General features: G+C 41.0%; 13 protein-coding genes. 11 read left to right on the forward strand and 2 right to left on the reverse strand.

Annotated elements, in window-relative coordinates; genetic code table 11:
* Positions 1-164 precede the first annotated feature (164 nt).
* The 9 genes from purD to FTU92_RS03870 all read left to right on the forward strand — a co-directional run bounded on the left by purD (position 165) and on the right by FTU92_RS03870 (position 13572).
* Entirely contained in the window at positions 165-1448 is a 1284-nt protein-coding gene (purD, locus tag FTU92_RS03830) for a phosphoribosylamine--glycine ligase (protein WP_004973125.1), read from the forward strand.
* Positions 1449-2232: 784 nt separating this feature from the next.
* On the forward strand, positions 2233-3105 hold the full coding sequence (locus FTU92_RS03835) for a MetQ/NlpA family ABC transporter substrate-binding protein (protein ID WP_096900915.1): 873 nt from the start codon (positions 2233-2235) through the stop codon (positions 3103-3105).
* Between the two features lie 74 nt (positions 3106-3179).
* The gene (locus FTU92_RS03840) at positions 3180-4205 is read left to right on the forward strand and encodes a methionine ABC transporter ATP-binding protein (protein ID WP_179988649.1); all 1026 of its coding nucleotides are present in this window, start codon (positions 3180-3182) and stop codon (positions 4203-4205) included.
* Positions 4202-4897 carry a methionine ABC transporter permease gene (locus FTU92_RS03845; RefSeq protein WP_179988650.1) on the forward strand — a complete coding sequence of 232 codons (696 nt, stop codon included), beginning with the start codon at positions 4202-4204 and terminating at the stop codon, positions 4895-4897. Before FTU92_RS03840 ends, FTU92_RS03845 begins: the two co-directional genes overlap by 4 nt.
* A gap of 244 nt (positions 4898-5141) precedes the next feature.
* A complete protein-coding gene (dnaE, locus tag FTU92_RS03850) occupies positions 5142-8705 on the forward strand; it encodes a DNA polymerase III subunit alpha (protein ID WP_180095657.1) in 3564 nt (1187 codons plus the stop codon).
* 28 nt (positions 8706-8733) lie between these two features.
* Positions 8734-9582 carry an RNA methyltransferase gene (locus FTU92_RS03855; protein ID WP_004973119.1) on the forward strand — a complete coding sequence of 283 codons (849 nt, stop codon included), beginning with the start codon at positions 8734-8736 and terminating at the stop codon, positions 9580-9582.
* Positions 9575-10372 (forward strand): serine O-acetyltransferase, encoded by a 798-nt coding sequence (gene cysE / locus FTU92_RS03860; protein WP_004973118.1) that lies wholly within the window; start codon positions 9575-9577, stop codon positions 10370-10372. The genes FTU92_RS03855 and cysE overlap by 8 nt, the downstream gene beginning before the upstream one ends.
* A gap of 174 nt (positions 10373-10546) precedes the next feature.
* Positions 10547-11449, forward strand: coding sequence for an ABUW_2363 family tetratricopeptide repeat lipoprotein (locus FTU92_RS03865; RefSeq protein WP_154320674.1), 903 nt, complete (start codon positions 10547-10549; stop codon positions 11447-11449).
* Between the two features lie 128 nt (positions 11450-11577).
* Positions 11578-13572 carry a triacylglycerol lipase gene (locus FTU92_RS03870; protein ID WP_004973116.1) on the forward strand — a complete coding sequence of 665 codons (1995 nt, stop codon included), beginning with the start codon at positions 11578-11580 and terminating at the stop codon, positions 13570-13572.
* A 74-nt stretch (positions 13573-13646) separates the two neighbouring features.
* On the opposite strand, the gene FTU92_RS03875 is transcribed toward FTU92_RS03870, so the two are convergent.
* Both FTU92_RS03875 and FTU92_RS03880 read right to left on the reverse strand, forming a co-directional pair.
* Positions 13647-14714 (reverse strand): maleylacetate reductase, encoded by a 1068-nt coding sequence (locus tag FTU92_RS03875; protein ID WP_180095659.1) that lies wholly within the window; start codon positions 14712-14714, stop codon positions 13647-13649.
* 230 nt (positions 14715-14944) lie between these two features.
* Entirely contained in the window at positions 14945-15124 is a 180-nt protein-coding gene (locus tag FTU92_RS03880) for a hypothetical protein (RefSeq protein ID WP_004973110.1), read from the reverse strand.
* Positions 15125-15366: 242 nt separating this feature from the next.
* Between FTU92_RS03880 and FTU92_RS03885 the strand changes: the two genes are divergently transcribed.
* Both FTU92_RS03885 and FTU92_RS03890 read left to right on the forward strand, forming a co-directional pair.
* Positions 15367-15774, forward strand: a complete 408-nt coding sequence (locus FTU92_RS03885) for a rhodanese-like domain-containing protein (RefSeq protein WP_096900921.1) — start codon at positions 15367-15369, stop codon at positions 15772-15774.
* Between the two features lie 149 nt (positions 15775-15923).
* Complete coding sequence (locus FTU92_RS03890) at positions 15924-16358, forward strand: DUF2946 family protein (protein ID WP_179996265.1); 435 nt, start codon at positions 15924-15926, stop codon at positions 16356-16358.
* Positions 16359-16500 lie beyond the last annotated feature (142 nt).

The raw sequence follows: 16500 nt of genomic DNA on the forward strand, positions 1-16500 counted from the left end.
CATTAATTAGAAGTCGTATTTAATAATCCTCCGAAATCCCCCTTTTTTATAAAAGGGGGACTTTTCACGTAAGGGAACTGTGTTTTTATGCACAATCTCCTTCCTTTTCAAGGGTGAAAAGCATAGCTTCGCTAGGGGGATTTTATTCTTTGAGGGATTTTTAGATGAATATTTTAGTTTTAGGTAGCGGCGGTCGTGAACATGCGTTGGCATGGAAAATCGCACAAGATGACAAAGTCGCTAAAGTCTTCGTTGCACCGGGTAATGCAGGTACGGCAACAGAAAACAAATGCGAGAATGTAGCGTTAGATATTCAAAATAACCCTGCAATCATCGACTTTGCCAAAAATAATGCTGTTGATTTAATCATTGTTGGCCCTGAAGCACCACTGGTCAATGGTGTAGTAGATGCCTGCCGTGAAGCGGGTTTAAAAATTTGGGGCCCAACCCAGTTTGCTGCACAGCTTGAAGGTTCTAAAGCCTTTGCCAAGCACTTTTTAAAACGTCACAACATTCCAACTGCATTCTATGACGTATTCACCGAAGTTGATGCGGCAAAAGCATTTGTTGAAAAAAATGGTGCTCCAATCGTGATCAAGGCGGACGGTCTTGCTGCAGGTAAAGGCGTGATCGTGGCGATGACCAATCAAGAAGCATTTGATGCAATTGATGACATGCTAGCAGGCAACAAATTTGGTGATGCAGGTTCACGTGTAGTCATTGAAGAATTCCTTGCAGGTGAAGAAGCTTCTTTCATTTGTATGATTGATGGCGACAACATCCTTCCTATGGCAACTTCACAAGACCACAAGCGTATTTTTGAAGGCGACCAAGGTCCAAATACTGGTGGTATGGGTGCATACTCTCCTGCCCCTGTCGTGACTGCAGACGTATTTGAAAAAACCATGAATGAAGTGATGCGTCCTACTGTTGAAGGTATGAAAAAAGACGGTCATGTTTATACAGGTTTCTTATACGCAGGCTTAATGATTGACGACAAAGGTCAACCAAAAGTGATCGAGTTTAACTGCCGTTTTGGTGACCCAGAAACACAACCAATTATGATGCGCTTAAAGTCATCTTTGGTAGATTTGGTTGAAGCAGGTATTGCTGGCAACTTACCTGCCGAAGCAGACTGGGATGAACGCAAAACTGTCGGGATTGTATTGGCGACTGCGGGTTACCCTGAAACTTCAGGCAAAGGTGATGTGATTTCTGGTTTAGAAACACAAATGGCAGATGCGAAAGTATTCCACGCAGGTACAGCAAGCAATGCCGATGGTGAGATTGTGACCAATGGTGGTCGTGTACTGTGTGTAACTGCGCTCGGTAATACCATTGGCGAAGCGCAAGCTAAAGCCCTTGAACTGTGCGAAAAAGTTACCTTTGATGGTGTGCAATATCGTAAAGATATTGGCTATCGTGCCATTGCTCGTGAAAATGCTTAAAATTTTTAGTTTAGCCTAAAAATTTAAGTCCATAAAAAAGCTCGTCACTGTACGAGCTTTTTGTTTATCAGGTTGTAACCCATGTACATTGTGATGATCTACGTTTATAAAATACTTTAGATCAATAAACATGCAAAAAATAAAAAGCTTCAAAGAATTTTTAATTTCAATATTCGTTGAGTTTACATTGCAAATACTTTTTATTTTTGCAGGATTAATATATTTGGCTTATGTTTTTATAGGGATAGGTTCATTGTTACTCTGTTTGCCTTATATATGGGCGATATATTATCGTTGGAAAAATCATTCATAACTTCTTTTATGTATTTACAGCCATGTTCTGATTCTTGTAACTAAGCCGATTTCATACCGACAATTTCATATCTCGTTTTTTACTATCGATTGCAGAATAAATTTTAAAGCACCTAAATATTTAAACACTTGTTCAAATCCTTAATCTTTACAGAATATATTTATTTATAAGAACTTATTTTGACTTATTCGCTTTCTGTTGTAAAACAGTGATATGCATAACATACACAGCACTATATAGAATTATTTTTTATTGTTATGATGGTGCATCTTTTGAAAAAGTGAATTGCCCATCCATCTCAAAATTATTGATTGAGCTGTGGGCTGACTTTTTCAGTACTCAAACAATACCTACAACATATTTGAGAAACATACAAAATCATCATCATGCGATTCCATCCATCGTGCTGATTTGATTCTTCTCAATCATTGGCAACTTTAGGCACTGCTTAAACTTGCTCGGGATATATTCATGAAAAAGCTCCTTGGTCTTGTACTTGGTCTTTCAGTTGGCTTGGCTGGCTGTGGCAAACAAGAAGCGCCTGCGACTGACGCGGCACAAAAAGATTCTTCTGCTCTACACACTGTCACTATGGCATCGACTGGTTCAGATGCAGATATTTGGCGTTTTATTGCCGACTTACCTGAAACCAAAGCAGCAGGTATTCAACTTGAAGTGAAAAACTTCACCGATTACGTGTCAATGAACACGGCGGTAGCAAATAAAGAAATTGATCTTAACGCATTCCAATCTTATGCCTATATGGTGGCATTTAATGCCAACAATAAAGATCAAATTGCACCAGTAGCGACAACTTACTTAGAGCCAATGGGTATTTACTCAAGCAAAGTGAAAAAGTTGGATGAGTTCAAAACAGGTGCAACCATTGCTATTCCAAATGATGGTGCCAATGAATCACGTGCACTGTTATTACTTCAATCGGCTGGTTTGGTTAAACTGAAAGATGGTTTTGACAATGTTCAAGGCACGCCTGCAGACATCGTAGAAAATGCTAAGCAAATTCAAATCAAACCAATTCAAATGGCAACGGCTGTACGTGTAAAAGATGAAGTCGATGCAATTGTCTTGGGCAACACCCTTGCAATGGAAGGTGGTTTGAACGTACTGAAAGATTCAATTTATTACGAACCAATTGACCAAAGCACAAAAATGAATGTCAATATTCTCGCGACTGCTGCAGATCGTCAAAATGACCCAATCTTGCAAAAAGTAGGTGCGTTGTATCATACCGAAGCGGTGAAGCAATATATTGATCAGCACTTTGGCGGAACAAAAGTTGCGGTAAATAAACCTGTCAGCTATTTCACTGAAGCAGCAAAATAGTAATATAATGCGTTAAACAAAACAGGCAAAGCGAACTTTGCCTGTTTTTTCATTTATGGACATTTCTTGACGATATGATTGAATTTAAAAACATTTCAAAGCACTATCAGCTCAAAGGTCAAACACTGCGTGCGTTGGATCAAATTAATCTACAAATTCCAACAGGCAGTATTTTTGGCATTATTGGCTATAGTGGTGCAGGTAAAAGTACGTTAATCCGCTTGATCAATTTGTTGGAGCGTCCAAATGCTGGGCAAGTCATCATTCATCAAAAAGATTTTACTGCACTCAATGCCCGTGAATTGCGTCAAGAACGTGCCCATATTGGAATGATTTTTCAGCACTTCAATTTATTGCAGACCAAAACTGTGGCTGCCAATATTGAAATGCCGATGAAACTGTTAGGCTGGAACAAAGCCAAACGTGAAAAACGTTTAAATGAATTACTTGAGTTTATTGATTTAAAACATAAAAAAGATGCCTATCCTGATGAACTTTCAGGCGGACAAAAGCAACGTGTCGGTATTGCGCGTGCGCTAGCCAATCATCCTAAAATTTTACTCTGCGATGAAGCGACTTCGGCACTTGATCCGCAGACTACCAAATCTGTACTGGAATTACTGAAAAAAATTAACCGTGAACAAGGCATTACCATTGTAATGGTGACGCATGAAATGGATGTGATTGAATCGGTTTGTGATTATGTTGCAGTGATGGAACAAGGCAAAGTGATTGAAACAGGTTCAACCTTGGAAATTTTTAGTCAGCCGCAACACCCGACCACTAAAAGCTTCATTCAAACTGTGTTGCAGCAACAATTGCCTATCAATATTTTGAATAATCTGGAAAATCAAAATCAGCACAGCATTTATTGTCTGAAATTTTTAGGTAAATCGGCTCAGGAAACCGTGATTCAAGCTATCATTAAACAGTTTGATATTAGCCTGAATATTTTATTTGCCAATATGACCGAAATTGATGGTGCTGTGATTGGGCAAATGTTCATTCAATTACTCGGTGATACAAACGTCATTCAACAGGCGCTTGAGTTTCTGAAAGCCAATGGCGTTGAAGTTGAACAGTCAGGAATACAAGCATGAGAGATTTAATTGTACAGTGGCTGACTTCGGTAACCACACCTTTCTGGAAAAGCTCTTTATCTATTGACCAATTTGTTACGGCCTTACAAGAAACCTTTCATATGGTGTTCTTTGCCATGTTGTTTGGTTGTATCTGGGGCTTTATTCAGGGCATTACCCTTGTAGTGACTCGTCCGACAGGTATTTTACCAAACCGTGTGATTTATCACGGACTCAACCCGATTGTAAATGCACTGCGCTCCCTGCCCTTCATTATTTTATTGATTGCGGTGATTCCGCTGACTAAATTTTTAGTGGGTACATCCATCGGAACTTGGGCAGCCATTGTACCGCTGACCATTTATGTCGGCCCGTATATTGGTCGTTTGGTAGAAACTTCACTACTTGAAGTCAATGAAGGGATTGTCGAATCTGCACAGGCAATGGGTGCTACACCATTACAAATTATCTTCAAATTTATTTTACCTGAAGCACGCAGCTCACTCATTTTGAACCTAACTACAGCCACCATTAGCTTAATTGGCGCAACTGCGATGGCAGGTGCAGTCGGTGCTGGTGGCATTGGTGACCTTGCTATTTCTTATGGTTATCAGCGTTTTGATAGTAGTGTCGTGATGCTAACCGTGGTGGTCTTATTAATTTTAGTGCAATTGGTGCAAAGTTTAGGTGACTGGTTATCTAAACTCAGATAAATCTTTCATCTACACATCAGAAATAGATTCATCATTTAACCCCTTGCTACTCATAAGAGCATGTAAGGGGTTAAAACCGTACTCCTTCTCCATGCATGCTTGATTCACACCATATCAACATCCCAAAAACTGAAAATTTGATATACGGTCTAGGTCATCGAAAACCGTAGGAAAAACTCTGCAGCATGTTTTGTCTTGAGCAGAGCATGCTAAAATAACCCGTGATTTTTTAAGGGACTGATTCATGCGCTTTGTTCATTTAGGTATACATACAGAATTTTCGATTACCGAGTCGATTGTACGCATACCTGACTTGATTAAAGCTGCAGTCAATGAAGAAATGCCTGCTTTGGCATTGACCGATCTCTCTAACCTACACGCTGCCGTAAAGTTTTATGGCAAATGTTTGGGACAAGGCATCAAACCGATTTTAGGTTCAGTGCTGCGTTTAAATGATGCCGATCATCGTGTGACGCTATTGTCGATGAACAATCACGGCTGGCGCAATCTGACCGAACTGGTGTCGCGTGGCTATATTGAAGGTCAGCAACTCAATATCCCTTGCGTCAATAAAGCATGGATTTTAGAACAAGCCGATGACCTAATTCTGTTACTCGGCATTCAAAGTGATGTCGGCAAAATGCTGATCACGTCCAATCCACAAAAAGCCGAACCGTTGCTAGAAGAATGGATCGAAAAATTTGGTAATCGGGTTTATTTGGCACTGACCCGTACAGATCGTCCCGATGAAGATGCTTTTATTGCCGAAGCGGTTAAATTAGCTAAAAAATATAATATTGGCGTGGTGGCACATAATGATGTGCACTTTGTCCGCCGTGAAGATTATGAAGCGCACGAAGCGCGAGTTTGTATTGCCGATGGTTATGTTTTAGGGGATAACCGTCGTCCTAAAACGTATAGTCCTGAGCAATATTTTAAAACTACTGCAGAAATGACGGAATTATTTTCCGACATTCCAAGTGCTATTGAAAACAGCTATCACATTGCCAAACGCTGTAACGTCACGCTGCAATTGGGTAAATATTTCCTTCCAGATTATCCAATTCCAGACGGACACACCATTGATACCTACTTCGCGCACCTATCCAAACAAGGTTTAGAAGAACGTCTAAATGTGCTCTATCCTGTCGCGCAGCGCGATGAAGACTGGGCAGAGATTCGCAAACCTTATGATGAGCGAATTGAATACGAAATTAATATTATTAATTCGATGGGCTTCCCGGGTTACTTCCTCATCGTCATGGACTTTATTCAATGGTCTAAAAATAATGGTGTACCTGTTGGGCCGGGTCGTGGTTCGGGCGCGGGTTCATTGGTCGCCTATAGCTTAAAAATTACCGACTTAGACCCATTGCGTTATGAACTACTCTTTGAGCGTTTCTTAAACCCAGAACGTGTATCCATGCCCGACTTTGACGTCGATTTCTGTATTGCAGGACGCGATAAAGTCATTGATTATGTGGCACGCACCTATGGACGTGATGCGGTATCACAAATTGCCACTTTCGGTACTATGGCCGCCAAAGGTGCGATTCGAGATGTCGCACGGGTTTTGGGCAAGTCTTATGGTTTGGCAGACCGTATTTCTAAACTGATTCCAACTAAACCTTTAGGGCTTAGTTTGGAAGAATCAATTGAAGCCGAACCACAGCTGAAAGATGTGGTGACCAATCCATCTAACCCAGACTATGACGATGCTTCAGAAATTTGGGAAATGGCTTTAAAACTTGAAGGCATTACCCGCAACACAGGCAAACACGCAGGTGGTGTGGTGATTGCACCCACCAAAATCACCGACTTTTCTGCGGTTATGTGCGATGCTGATGGAACCGCCCGTGTTGCACAATACGATAAAGACGATGTTGAATCGGCAGGTTTGGTCAAATTTGACTTCTTGGGTTTACGTAACCTGACAGTTATTGAAGATGCTGTACAAAATATCAATAAACGCATCCAAGCCGATACACCGCTAGATATTGCACATATTCCACTGGACGATAAAGATGCCTATTTAGTCTTTGCCAATGCCAACACCACAGCGGTATTCCAGTTTGAATCCGTGGGCATGAAAAAGATGCTGAAAGAAGCACGTCCAAGCAAATTTGAAGAAATTATTGCTTTCGTGTCCTTGTATCGTCCCGGCCCGATGGATCTGATTCCTGACTTTATTCACCGTATGCACGGTGGCGAGTTTGAATATCTGCATCCTTTGCTAGAAGGTGTGCTTGAACCAACCTACGGCATTATGGTTTATCAGGAACAGGTAATGCAGGCGGCACAGTATTGTGCAGGCTATACCCTCGGTGGTGCGGACTTACTACGTCGTGCTATGGGTAAGAAAAAACCTGAAGAAATGGTGAAACAGCGCCAAATCTTTATTGAAGGTGCTGCGAAAAAAGACATTGATGCCGCCACAGCCAACCATATTTTCGACTATATGGAAAAGTTCGCAGGCTACGGTTTTAACAAATCCCACGCGGCTGCTTATGCCCTCGTTGCCTATCAGACGGCATGGCTGAAAGCACATTACCCTGCCGAATTCTTGGCTGCGGTCATGTCGTCGGAAATGCAAAACACCGATAACGTGGTGTTCCTGATTGATGACTGTCGCCACAATGGTCTGGAAGTTTTACCACCTTCGGTAAATATGTCTTTGTATCATTTCCACGCCAGCGATGAACGCACCATTGTCTACGGACTTGGCGCAATTAAAGGCGTGGGCGAACAAGCCATGCAATCGGTGATTGATTCTCGCCAAAAAGAAGGCCCATACCGCGATTTATTTGACTTCTGTCATCGTATTGATTTGAAAAAAATCAACAAACGAACCCTTGAAGCCTTAATTCGTGCGGGTGCATTAGACTGCTTAGGCATCGAACGCTCTAGTTTAATGGCTCAATTACCAGAAGCGGTACAAGCGGCGGAACAAGCGCGTTCCAACCGTGAAACAGGCATCATGGATTTGTTTGGCGAAGTTGAAGAAGTACAACGTAAGCCTGCCAAACCTGTAAAACCATGGTCAGATGAAGTCCGACTTAAAGGTGAAAAAGACACACTTGGACTTTACCTCACTGGTCACCCGATTGATGTCTATCGCAATGAATTAAAAGCCTTTATTCCAAGTAAAATTAATGAACTGACGCCAACCCGTCGTGGCGTGACCACCGTCTTTGCAGGCTTGGTGGTGGATGTCGCCAACTTCCCAAATCGGATGGTGGTCACTTTAGATGATGGTACTGCACGTATTGAAGTATCTGCCAACCATGAGCGCTTCCAACGCTTTAAAGATATTGTACAAACTGAAAAAGTGGTGGTGATTGAAGGCGAAATTTACGAACGTGAAGGTTTTGACCGCCCAATGGGACGCTTAACCAAAGCGTTTAGCTTGAATGAAATTCGTCAAAAACGCGCCAATAGTATTCAAATTCACTTGCATGCAGAACATTTAAGCAAGACCTTGAGTCAAGACTTACAAAATATGTTGCTGCCTTATTGTAATGTGGATTTATGCACACATATTCCTGTGTTATTGCACCTTGACTATGCTTATGCCACTGCAGAATTACATTTGGGCATTCAGTGGAAAATCGCACCCTTAGATGAAGCCTTGGTCAAATTGCGTGACTATTTTGGTAAAGAAAGCCTGCATATCGAATATCAAGTGAAATCCAAAGCCGCGAAAGCTGTCGATGTGGCGAAACCTGCATCGATTGCTCCACCACCTGCTGATATGAGCATGGATGATGCTATGGATTTATACCATACCGAAGTTGATCAATATTCTTAATTAAAAATTTAACCCATCTGGATTTGTTATGAGTCAAACCGACAATGCAGCTGTTGCCGCACACCTCTCCCACGTGCGTATTGTCATGGTGAATACCACCCTGCCTGCCAACATCGGTAGTGCCTTACGCGCCATGAAAACCATGGGGCTATGTAAATTGGTTTTGGTTGATCCAAAAACCTATCCGCATCCAGATATTGATGCTTTGGCGGCAGGTGCAACCGATTTAATTGAACAGATTGAAGTGGTTGAACAGCTCGAAGATGCAATTGCCGACTGCCATTTGGTCTTTGGCACCAGTGCACGTAGTCGTACTATTCCTTGGCCACTCTTAGATGCACGCCCTGCGGCAGAAAAGTCGTTAAATGCTGTGGCACAGCATGGGCAAAATGTTGCCATTATTTTTGGACGTGAAGATCGTGGTTTAACCAATGAAGAGCTGGCTTTGGCGAATTATCACGTGACGATTCCTGTCAATGAAGAATATGGTGTGCTCAATGTTGCTCAAGCCATTCAAGTGATTTGCTATGAAATGCGTATGGCTGCCATCGATATTGTCGGAAAAATTGCCGATCCTGCAGCGACGATGCAAGTGACAGATTCTGAAGCGATGCAATGGGATGAACCTTTGGTCAACCATGAACAAATGCAACAGTTCTATCCACATTTAGAAAAAATGCTGGCAGAAATTGAATTTATGGATCCAAAAAATCCACGATTATTGCCTTTGCGCTTGCGTCGGCTTTTCGGACGTATACAATTAGATCGTATGGAATACCATTTACTTCGCGGTATTTTTAGCCGCGTACAAGCAATGAATAACGGTTCATGGAAAAAATCTACATCAACACAGGACGAGGATCAAACTAATGCTTAAACAGCTCAAAGAAGACATTCAAGCTGTCTTCGCGCGCGATCCTGCTGCTCGAAATACACTTGAAGTCTTAACCACTTATCCAGGAATTCACGCTTTAATTATGCATCGTGTGGCGCATGAATTATGGAACAAAGACTGCAAGGGGTCGGCACGTCTACTCTCGTCATTTAGCCGTTTTGCTACAGGAATTGAAATTCATCCCGGTGCAAAAATTGGTCGTCGCTTTTTTATTGACCATGGCATGGGCGTGGTGATTGGTGAAACTGCTGAAATTGGTGATGATGTCACCTTATATCATGGCGTGACTTTAGGCGGCACAACGTGGAATAAAGGCAAACGTCATCCAACTTTGGAAGATGGCGTAGTAGTCGGTGCAGGCGCGAAAATTCTAGGCCCATTCACCGTACATAAAAATGCCAAAGTTGGCTCTAATGCGGTTGTGACCAAAGAAGTACCTGAAGGCGCAACTGCTGTGGGTAACCCTGCGCGCTTTATTATGAAAAATAAACCTGCCGATGATCAGGAAGCACGTCGTCGTGATTATGCTGCCAGTATTGGTTTCCAACCTTATGCAGCAACGCAGGACCAATCTGACCCAGTATTGGACGGCATGCGAGTATTACTAGATCGCTTGGAACAAAATGAAAAACGTATGAATTTATTATGTCAGCGTCTCTCTTTACTTGACCCAAGCTTTAAAAACCCACAGCAAAATGAACAACCTTATAGTGCAGAAGAATTAAAAATAATTGAAGATGTTAGACGTGAGTGTGAAGCACAAAGTAAATAGGGCTGTTTATTTGATCAATCCTACATACTTAAAAAAACTTCGTATCACTGTGTAACTAAGCCCCCTCAATTGTATTGCATGTTCGGAACAGATTTCTTAGACTGACCGACATGCAATATTTTAATCCGACACAATCACCTCTCACTTTTAAAATAAATTGAACGGAAGAACACCATGACTCTTAAGCCTTTGGCACTCAGTATTCTAGCCGCAACGCTCGTTAGCGCCTGTGTTGCACCACCAAAACAAGAAGTAAAACCACCTATCGTATTTACCGAACCTGAATTAAGTGCACCATTCTATGCCTTAAATCCATTTAATTATGATGCCCCACCACCATTTGAAATTAACCTACAAAAAGCAGCAGCACAGCCTGTGACTAAAATGGTGGTTACTAACCCAAATGATCCAAGCAAAAGCATTACCTTAGATCAAAACAAATTGATTGTACCTACGGTCAATAACAATGCCCGTAGCTTGAAGTTTGCAGTTTTGGCAGGTGAAAACGAAATTGACATCACCGAAATTGATGACTTCTTACAATTGGTCGAAGGCAAAGCACGTCACTATCCACCACGTTTTAGCGAACGTCAGGAACGTCGTGGTTTCGAGGCAAAGCTCAAAGAATTGACTCAACAATTAGACACTTTGGCAGCCAATGAAAATGCCTCTTTTGATATTTTGATGCGTGCATTTAAAGCCAGTGTTATGGCACGTAACCTAGACTTAGGCTCTGTTTACACCACACGCTCACTTAACTATGCGCAGCGTATCTTAAAAATTAATCAGGAAGATGCCGAAGCGAATTTCTGGTTTGGTTTCGGTCTGTCTGAAGGTGGCGGTCATCGTGAAGCCATTCCTTATTTAGACAAAGCCATGAAAGCAGGTGTGCAGGAAGCTTATTTGTCTGCGGCAAACAATTATATTGCCATGGAACAAAAGAAAAATGCAGTACAAACTTTGAAAAACTATAAAATCAAATACCCGCAAGAAGCCGAAGTGGCTGACCGTTTGATTGCTGAAATTGAAAAGCAAGGTCGCTGGAATGTGTGGCAAGTGATCGCACCACGCACTTAATAAAAAATCGATACAAAAATACCTAAAAATAGACCGTTTCGACGGTCTATTTTGCTTTCTACGCAATTGAAAAAGCTTTAAAAAAACGTATGATGGAAAAAAATCTTAAAAATTAAGCCAGACTTTCCATGAATAAAATTGTGATTGCTGCATTGCTCAGTACAACACTGCTGTCTGGTTGTCAGGTGGTCAGTGTTAAAAATCAGGCGTTAAAAGTTAGTATTGCCAATGAACGTGATAGTATTTTATCGCGCAAAAAACTGAGTGAAGCCAGTTTAAATGTCTTGTCGATGACAGGACGTGAAGCCAATATTTGTGCCGAAAAACCTGAAGAATGTGTAAGTGCACTCAAACAAATCCCGCAAATTCAAGATGAACAACTGCTCTCAACCGCCAGTGAATTATATTTAGCGAAAGCGATTGAACTGGAAAATTCATCGTCCTGTAAAATCAGTATTCTGAACAGTAAAAGATCGGAAGAACAACAAAAAATTCATCAGGCCAATTATGAACAATGTTTAGATCAGCAATTGCACATGCTCGATCAAAGTATTCGTTATAGTTACGCCTACATGTTTAAAACCAAACGTGCGCCGCAAGACCGTCTTTTTGATAACAGACAAGTCCAAATTCGGGATTTTTATAATCAGGCGATTGCCAAATTGGTCAGCAGCTATGCGCTGCGCTATAAACACGATGAATTGCAACAACAAATTCGTGTTGGCAACAGCATTTATGACATTGATTTTGAGTACTACCCGCAGCTGAAACAACAAAAAATTCAGCAGTTGATGTCAACCTATAACCTGAACTTTTCGGGTTTGCGCTCGGTCACGCGCCGTGATGGTTTTGGGTCTGAATTTCTGGTGGTATTGCCTGAAAATCCAAACGATGATCTGAGCAAAAGCAAATATATTATTGATCCGCTAAAATATGATTATCCTGCAGGAAAAAATCCAAATATTCACCAAGCTCGCTATTTAGCCGCGACAATCACTGCAGAACCACATAGCGCCAATTCCATTGAAGATATTTTGAATCGGCCGCATTTTAAGCTCAAGGCTTATGATCCGTATAAATATGAATCTGCCCAAATTGCACAAAAGAACTACCCGCTTGCAGCTAACTTTTCTGCACCTTATGGCTTGTGGTTAGCGCAAAATAATTTAGGTAAATCGGCTTATTTATCCTTAATTGATCGTGAAGAACGACTCAGTATGCCGCATTTGTACTTACTTGAGCCGTATAATCCGAATAAAAAAGTCATTGTCCTCATTCATGGTTTGGCCAGTAGCCCCGAAGCGTGGATTCGCTTAACCAACGATATTATGGGCGATCCTGTATTGCGGGAAAACTTTCAAGTCTGGCAAGTGTTTTACTCGACCAATATGCCAATTTTAGAAAGCCGTTTCCAAATTTATGCCTTGCTTCAACAAGGCTTTAAACAGGTCAGTCCTTCTGCTGCAGCCAAAAAAGATGCTGTAGTAATTGGACACAGCATGGGTGGTATTTTGGCACGTTTGTTGGTCAGCGATACTGATTTAACTCAACCTGCCATGCAAATGCTTAAAAACCGACGTCTGGAACGCTTTAAATCTGATCCTTTGTTGCAAGCACGTTTGCGCCTTAAACCCATCACCAATTTTAACCGTGCAATATTCTTGGCTGCACCGCATAAAGGTACAGAGTTTGCAGACCGCTGGTTCACCCTTGCAGCACGTAAAGTCATTCGCTTACCGACTGCATTTTTAAGCGCGTTTGCGGATACCTTGCAGCAACATGAAGTCGATTTAAAAAATCTAACCAAAGAAATTGGGCATGGCGTCATTCAAAATGGACCGAGTGATTTAAGTAAAAATTCCAAATTTACGGAATTAACTGAAGATATTTTGCCTGTCAAAGGATTTAAATATCACAGTATTATTGGCAATAATACCGACAGCACTGAGCATCTGTTAATGAATGACGATGTGGTGCATTACAACAGTGCCCACTTAGATGGTGCTGTTTCAGAAAAAATTATTAAAGGCGGACATTCCATTCAGGAAACGCCAGAAGCTGTATTGGAACTGCGACGTATTCTTAGATTACATTTGCAAGATTTAGGCTTGTATAAACCGTAATCCGTCACGGCAAATAAAAAACCGAAGTCTAAGTGGCTTCGGTTTTTTATCTATCATGCTATTTCTCAGCAGTATTAGATTGGTGCTTGTCCCCAATAAGCTTTGGTCAATAAGGCCTCTAATTCGGCATAGTCATATTCGCGTGGATTATAATATGGACTATCGCAGATAATACGTGCCACTTGGGCAGGTGCTGTTTCGGGTAATCCTAAATCTTTAAGTGCCATTGGAATATTCAATCTTTGGTTAAGCTGATAAATCGCCAAGCCCAACTGTTCCCGATCTGACACATTTAAAGCCGCTGCCAGTTGATTCATTGCAGCAATATCTGCATGTCGGTTGTAATACACTGAATACGCCAACACAATGGCGTGGGTTTGCGCATGTGGCAACTGATAACGTCCACCTAAGCTATGGCAAATTTTATGATGAATTGCCATCCCCACCGAACCCAAACACACACCAGCCAACCATGCACCATATAAAGCGTGTTCACGTGCCTGCATATTATGAGGCGCTTGCACAATTTCAGGTAAAGCCTGTGCCAGTTGAGTAATCGCCTCTAGCGCCATTAAACTTACAATGGGATTTTTATCCTGTGCATATAATGCCGCAACTGCATGTGCCATCGCATTCATGCCCGAACATGCCGAAATTTCAGTGGGTAAGTTGAGTGTCAATTCAGGATCATAAATCACAACTTTAGGCAAAACTTGAGCTGCTTTGCCTGTGGTTTTCAGCTGGTTTTCGGTGATGCCATACACCGCTGTCATTTCACTACCTGCATAAGTGGTCGGAATTGCAATAATCGGCAAATGAGTTTCTAAGGCAATCGCTTTGGCTAAACCAATCGCAGAGCCACCGCCTAATGCCAAACAGCAATCTACTCCTAAACGCTGCACATCTTGAATGGCCTGATCTGCAACCTCTTTTGGCACATGCATCACCGCATGAGGATAGACCGCTACAGCCATGTCTTGGATTTGTGCCAATAAACGCTCGCCTGCGGCTTGTTGCCCTGCAGTAGTAATAATTAAAATACGCTGATAGGCATAAGGACGTAAAATCTCTTGGATTTTTTGCAGATGACCTACGCCAAAGTGAACATCGATTGGCAATGCCTGATAATGGAATGCTTGCATGTTATTGAGCTTAAATATTGTCGTTACATTTTAATAGCATATAACTATGACTAGGCTACTGAACAGCCCAATTCTGCAACGCTGCTTTGCAAATATTCAAATAAAACTCAAAACCAACTGTTTTGCTGTAAACACAAAAACCCATGATCGCATGGGCTTTTGGATCATTAAAATTAAATGCGATGAATCATCTATCAATTTTAATGTAAAGAAAACTTATACTTTTGTGCTTAGTCTATTTCTTTTAGGCACACTGCAGACAAAATTGGAATACCAAAACATGGAAGCAACAATAAAATCCAGTATTCCACGACGGTAGCTTCACCACTGATCATATTGATGAATAATCCACCAATGATTAATACCGCTGCAATTAAACCCAGAAAAATTCCAAAAAATCTTGCAGGCATTTGACGTCCCCTGAACAATCGAACAAAAGTGTTAGATCTAGTATATACCTTATAGTTGAATAAGATATGACTTTTTGATCAATTGATGACTTAAATTTTATTAGGATTTAAACACCTGATTTAAAATGTTTTTATAGAAAATCACAACGATATTCGATCAGACACATTTCCTAACAATAATAAAATCTTATTAAATATATAATATTATATTATATAAACTCAAAATAAATGAGTGTGGATGAATGAAAACACCAGATCAACTAATCACTGAAGCCAAAAGTGAAATTACAGAAATTAGCGTGCAAGAATTGCATGAAAAATATTTGCAACATCCCGATATTATTTTGATTGATGTACGAGAACCTGAAGAACATCAGGCTTGTGCAATAGACCGTGCAGTGAATTTTCCACGCGGCATGTTAGAAATGAAAATTGCACAACACCCTGTAGTAAACCACTATTGCGATGTTGAACGTGCTCTTACCAATCTGGCTGAACGAGATATTTACTTACTTTGTGGTACTGGTGCGCGTTCTGCACTTGCCACTCAAGCCTTACAAAGAATGGGTTTCGAGAAAGTCTATTCAATGCAAGGTGGTATGCAAGCTTGGCTGGAAGCAGGTTTTCCGACAGTTTCTTTTACAAGATGATACTAGGGTCTGTTGAATGCTTAAATAACGCTCAATATTAAGGTTAAATATTAATTAAAACTTCGTGTAATACTTCAATATTTATCATTGGCATTTTTGTTATAGTATTACATGAATAAATTGAATAAAAGATTGATACAGTGTTTATGATGTTGGGCAGATTGCTAGGATTATTTGCAATCTTGTTACAAGTCGCTGTGTTCCTACAGCCTTTATTGCCAGAGAAACAACATTTTTCCTCTGTCTGTGAAACTATTGCCCAAGCATTATTTTTAGAACGCACCGCACCCCATTCTTCGTATTCATCTACACACCATGAAACTGCGACTCATGTTGCATTGGAACTTGAAAGTTCACACGAACATGCATCACCTGAAGATGCGGCGCATACAGATCATGAATGTGAATACTGTCTAGTTTATAGTTTTGCACTACCATTATTTGAAAACAAACTCAGACCAATTTTAGTCCGAACGCAAATTCGGATTTTGTCTTTTAAAACATCGTTTACACCAACACTATTTCAAACTGAGCCGCTTTTTATTCTACCACAAGGTCGTGCTCCGCCTCGTTTTGACTCTTGAATTTTCTTATCATTTCTTACAGTGTTGCCATCTTTGCTTCACTCTAAAGTGTAAATTTTGCAGTATCAAATTTATGCAGCTGTAGGACAATACTTATTTTAATAACTCATTGACTTGTTTATTCGACCCTAAGGAGGAGATA

Origin of the sequence: Acinetobacter sp. YH12205 (assembly GCF_013418125.1) — a bacterium.
GTDB classification, from domain to species: Bacteria; Pseudomonadota; Gammaproteobacteria; order Pseudomonadales; family Moraxellaceae; genus Acinetobacter; species Acinetobacter towneri.

What these genes read in the sequence shown, in the direction of transcription:
- purD (WP_004973125.1), top strand. Translation starts at nt 165, where the DNA reads ATGAATATTTTAGTTTTAGGTAGCGGCGGTCGTGAACATGCGTTGGCA.
- FTU92_RS03835 (WP_096900915.1), top strand. Translation starts at nt 2,233, where the DNA reads ATGAAAAAGCTCCTTGGTCTTGTACTTGGTCTTTCAGTTGGCTTGGCT.
- FTU92_RS03840 (WP_179988649.1), top strand. Translation starts at nt 3,180, where the DNA reads ATGATTGAATTTAAAAACATTTCAAAGCACTATCAGCTCAAAGGTCAA.
- FTU92_RS03845 (WP_179988650.1), top strand. Translation starts at nt 4,202, where the DNA reads ATGAGAGATTTAATTGTACAGTGGCTGACTTCGGTAACCACACCTTTC.
- dnaE (WP_180095657.1), top strand. Translation starts at nt 5,142, where the DNA reads ATGCGCTTTGTTCATTTAGGTATACATACAGAATTTTCGATTACCGAG.
- FTU92_RS03855 (WP_004973119.1), top strand. Translation starts at nt 8,734, where the DNA reads ATGAGTCAAACCGACAATGCAGCTGTTGCCGCACACCTCTCCCACGTG.
- cysE (WP_004973118.1), top strand. Translation starts at nt 9,575, where the DNA reads ATGCTTAAACAGCTCAAAGAAGACATTCAAGCTGTCTTCGCGCGCGAT.
- FTU92_RS03865 (WP_154320674.1), top strand. Translation starts at nt 10,547, where the DNA reads ATGACTCTTAAGCCTTTGGCACTCAGTATTCTAGCCGCAACGCTCGTT.
- FTU92_RS03870 (WP_004973116.1), top strand. Translation starts at nt 11,578, where the DNA reads ATGAATAAAATTGTGATTGCTGCATTGCTCAGTACAACACTGCTGTCT.
- FTU92_RS03875 (WP_180095659.1), bottom strand. Translation starts at nt 14,714, where the DNA reads ATGCAAGCATTCCATTATCAGGCATTGCCAATCGATGTTCACTTTGGC.
- FTU92_RS03880 (WP_004973110.1), bottom strand. Translation starts at nt 15,124, where the DNA reads ATGCCTGCAAGATTTTTTGGAATTTTTCTGGGTTTAATTGCAGCGGTA.
- FTU92_RS03885 (WP_096900921.1), top strand. Translation starts at nt 15,367, where the DNA reads ATGAAAACACCAGATCAACTAATCACTGAAGCCAAAAGTGAAATTACA.
- FTU92_RS03890 (WP_179996265.1), top strand. Translation starts at nt 15,924, where the DNA reads ATGTTGGGCAGATTGCTAGGATTATTTGCAATCTTGTTACAAGTCGCT.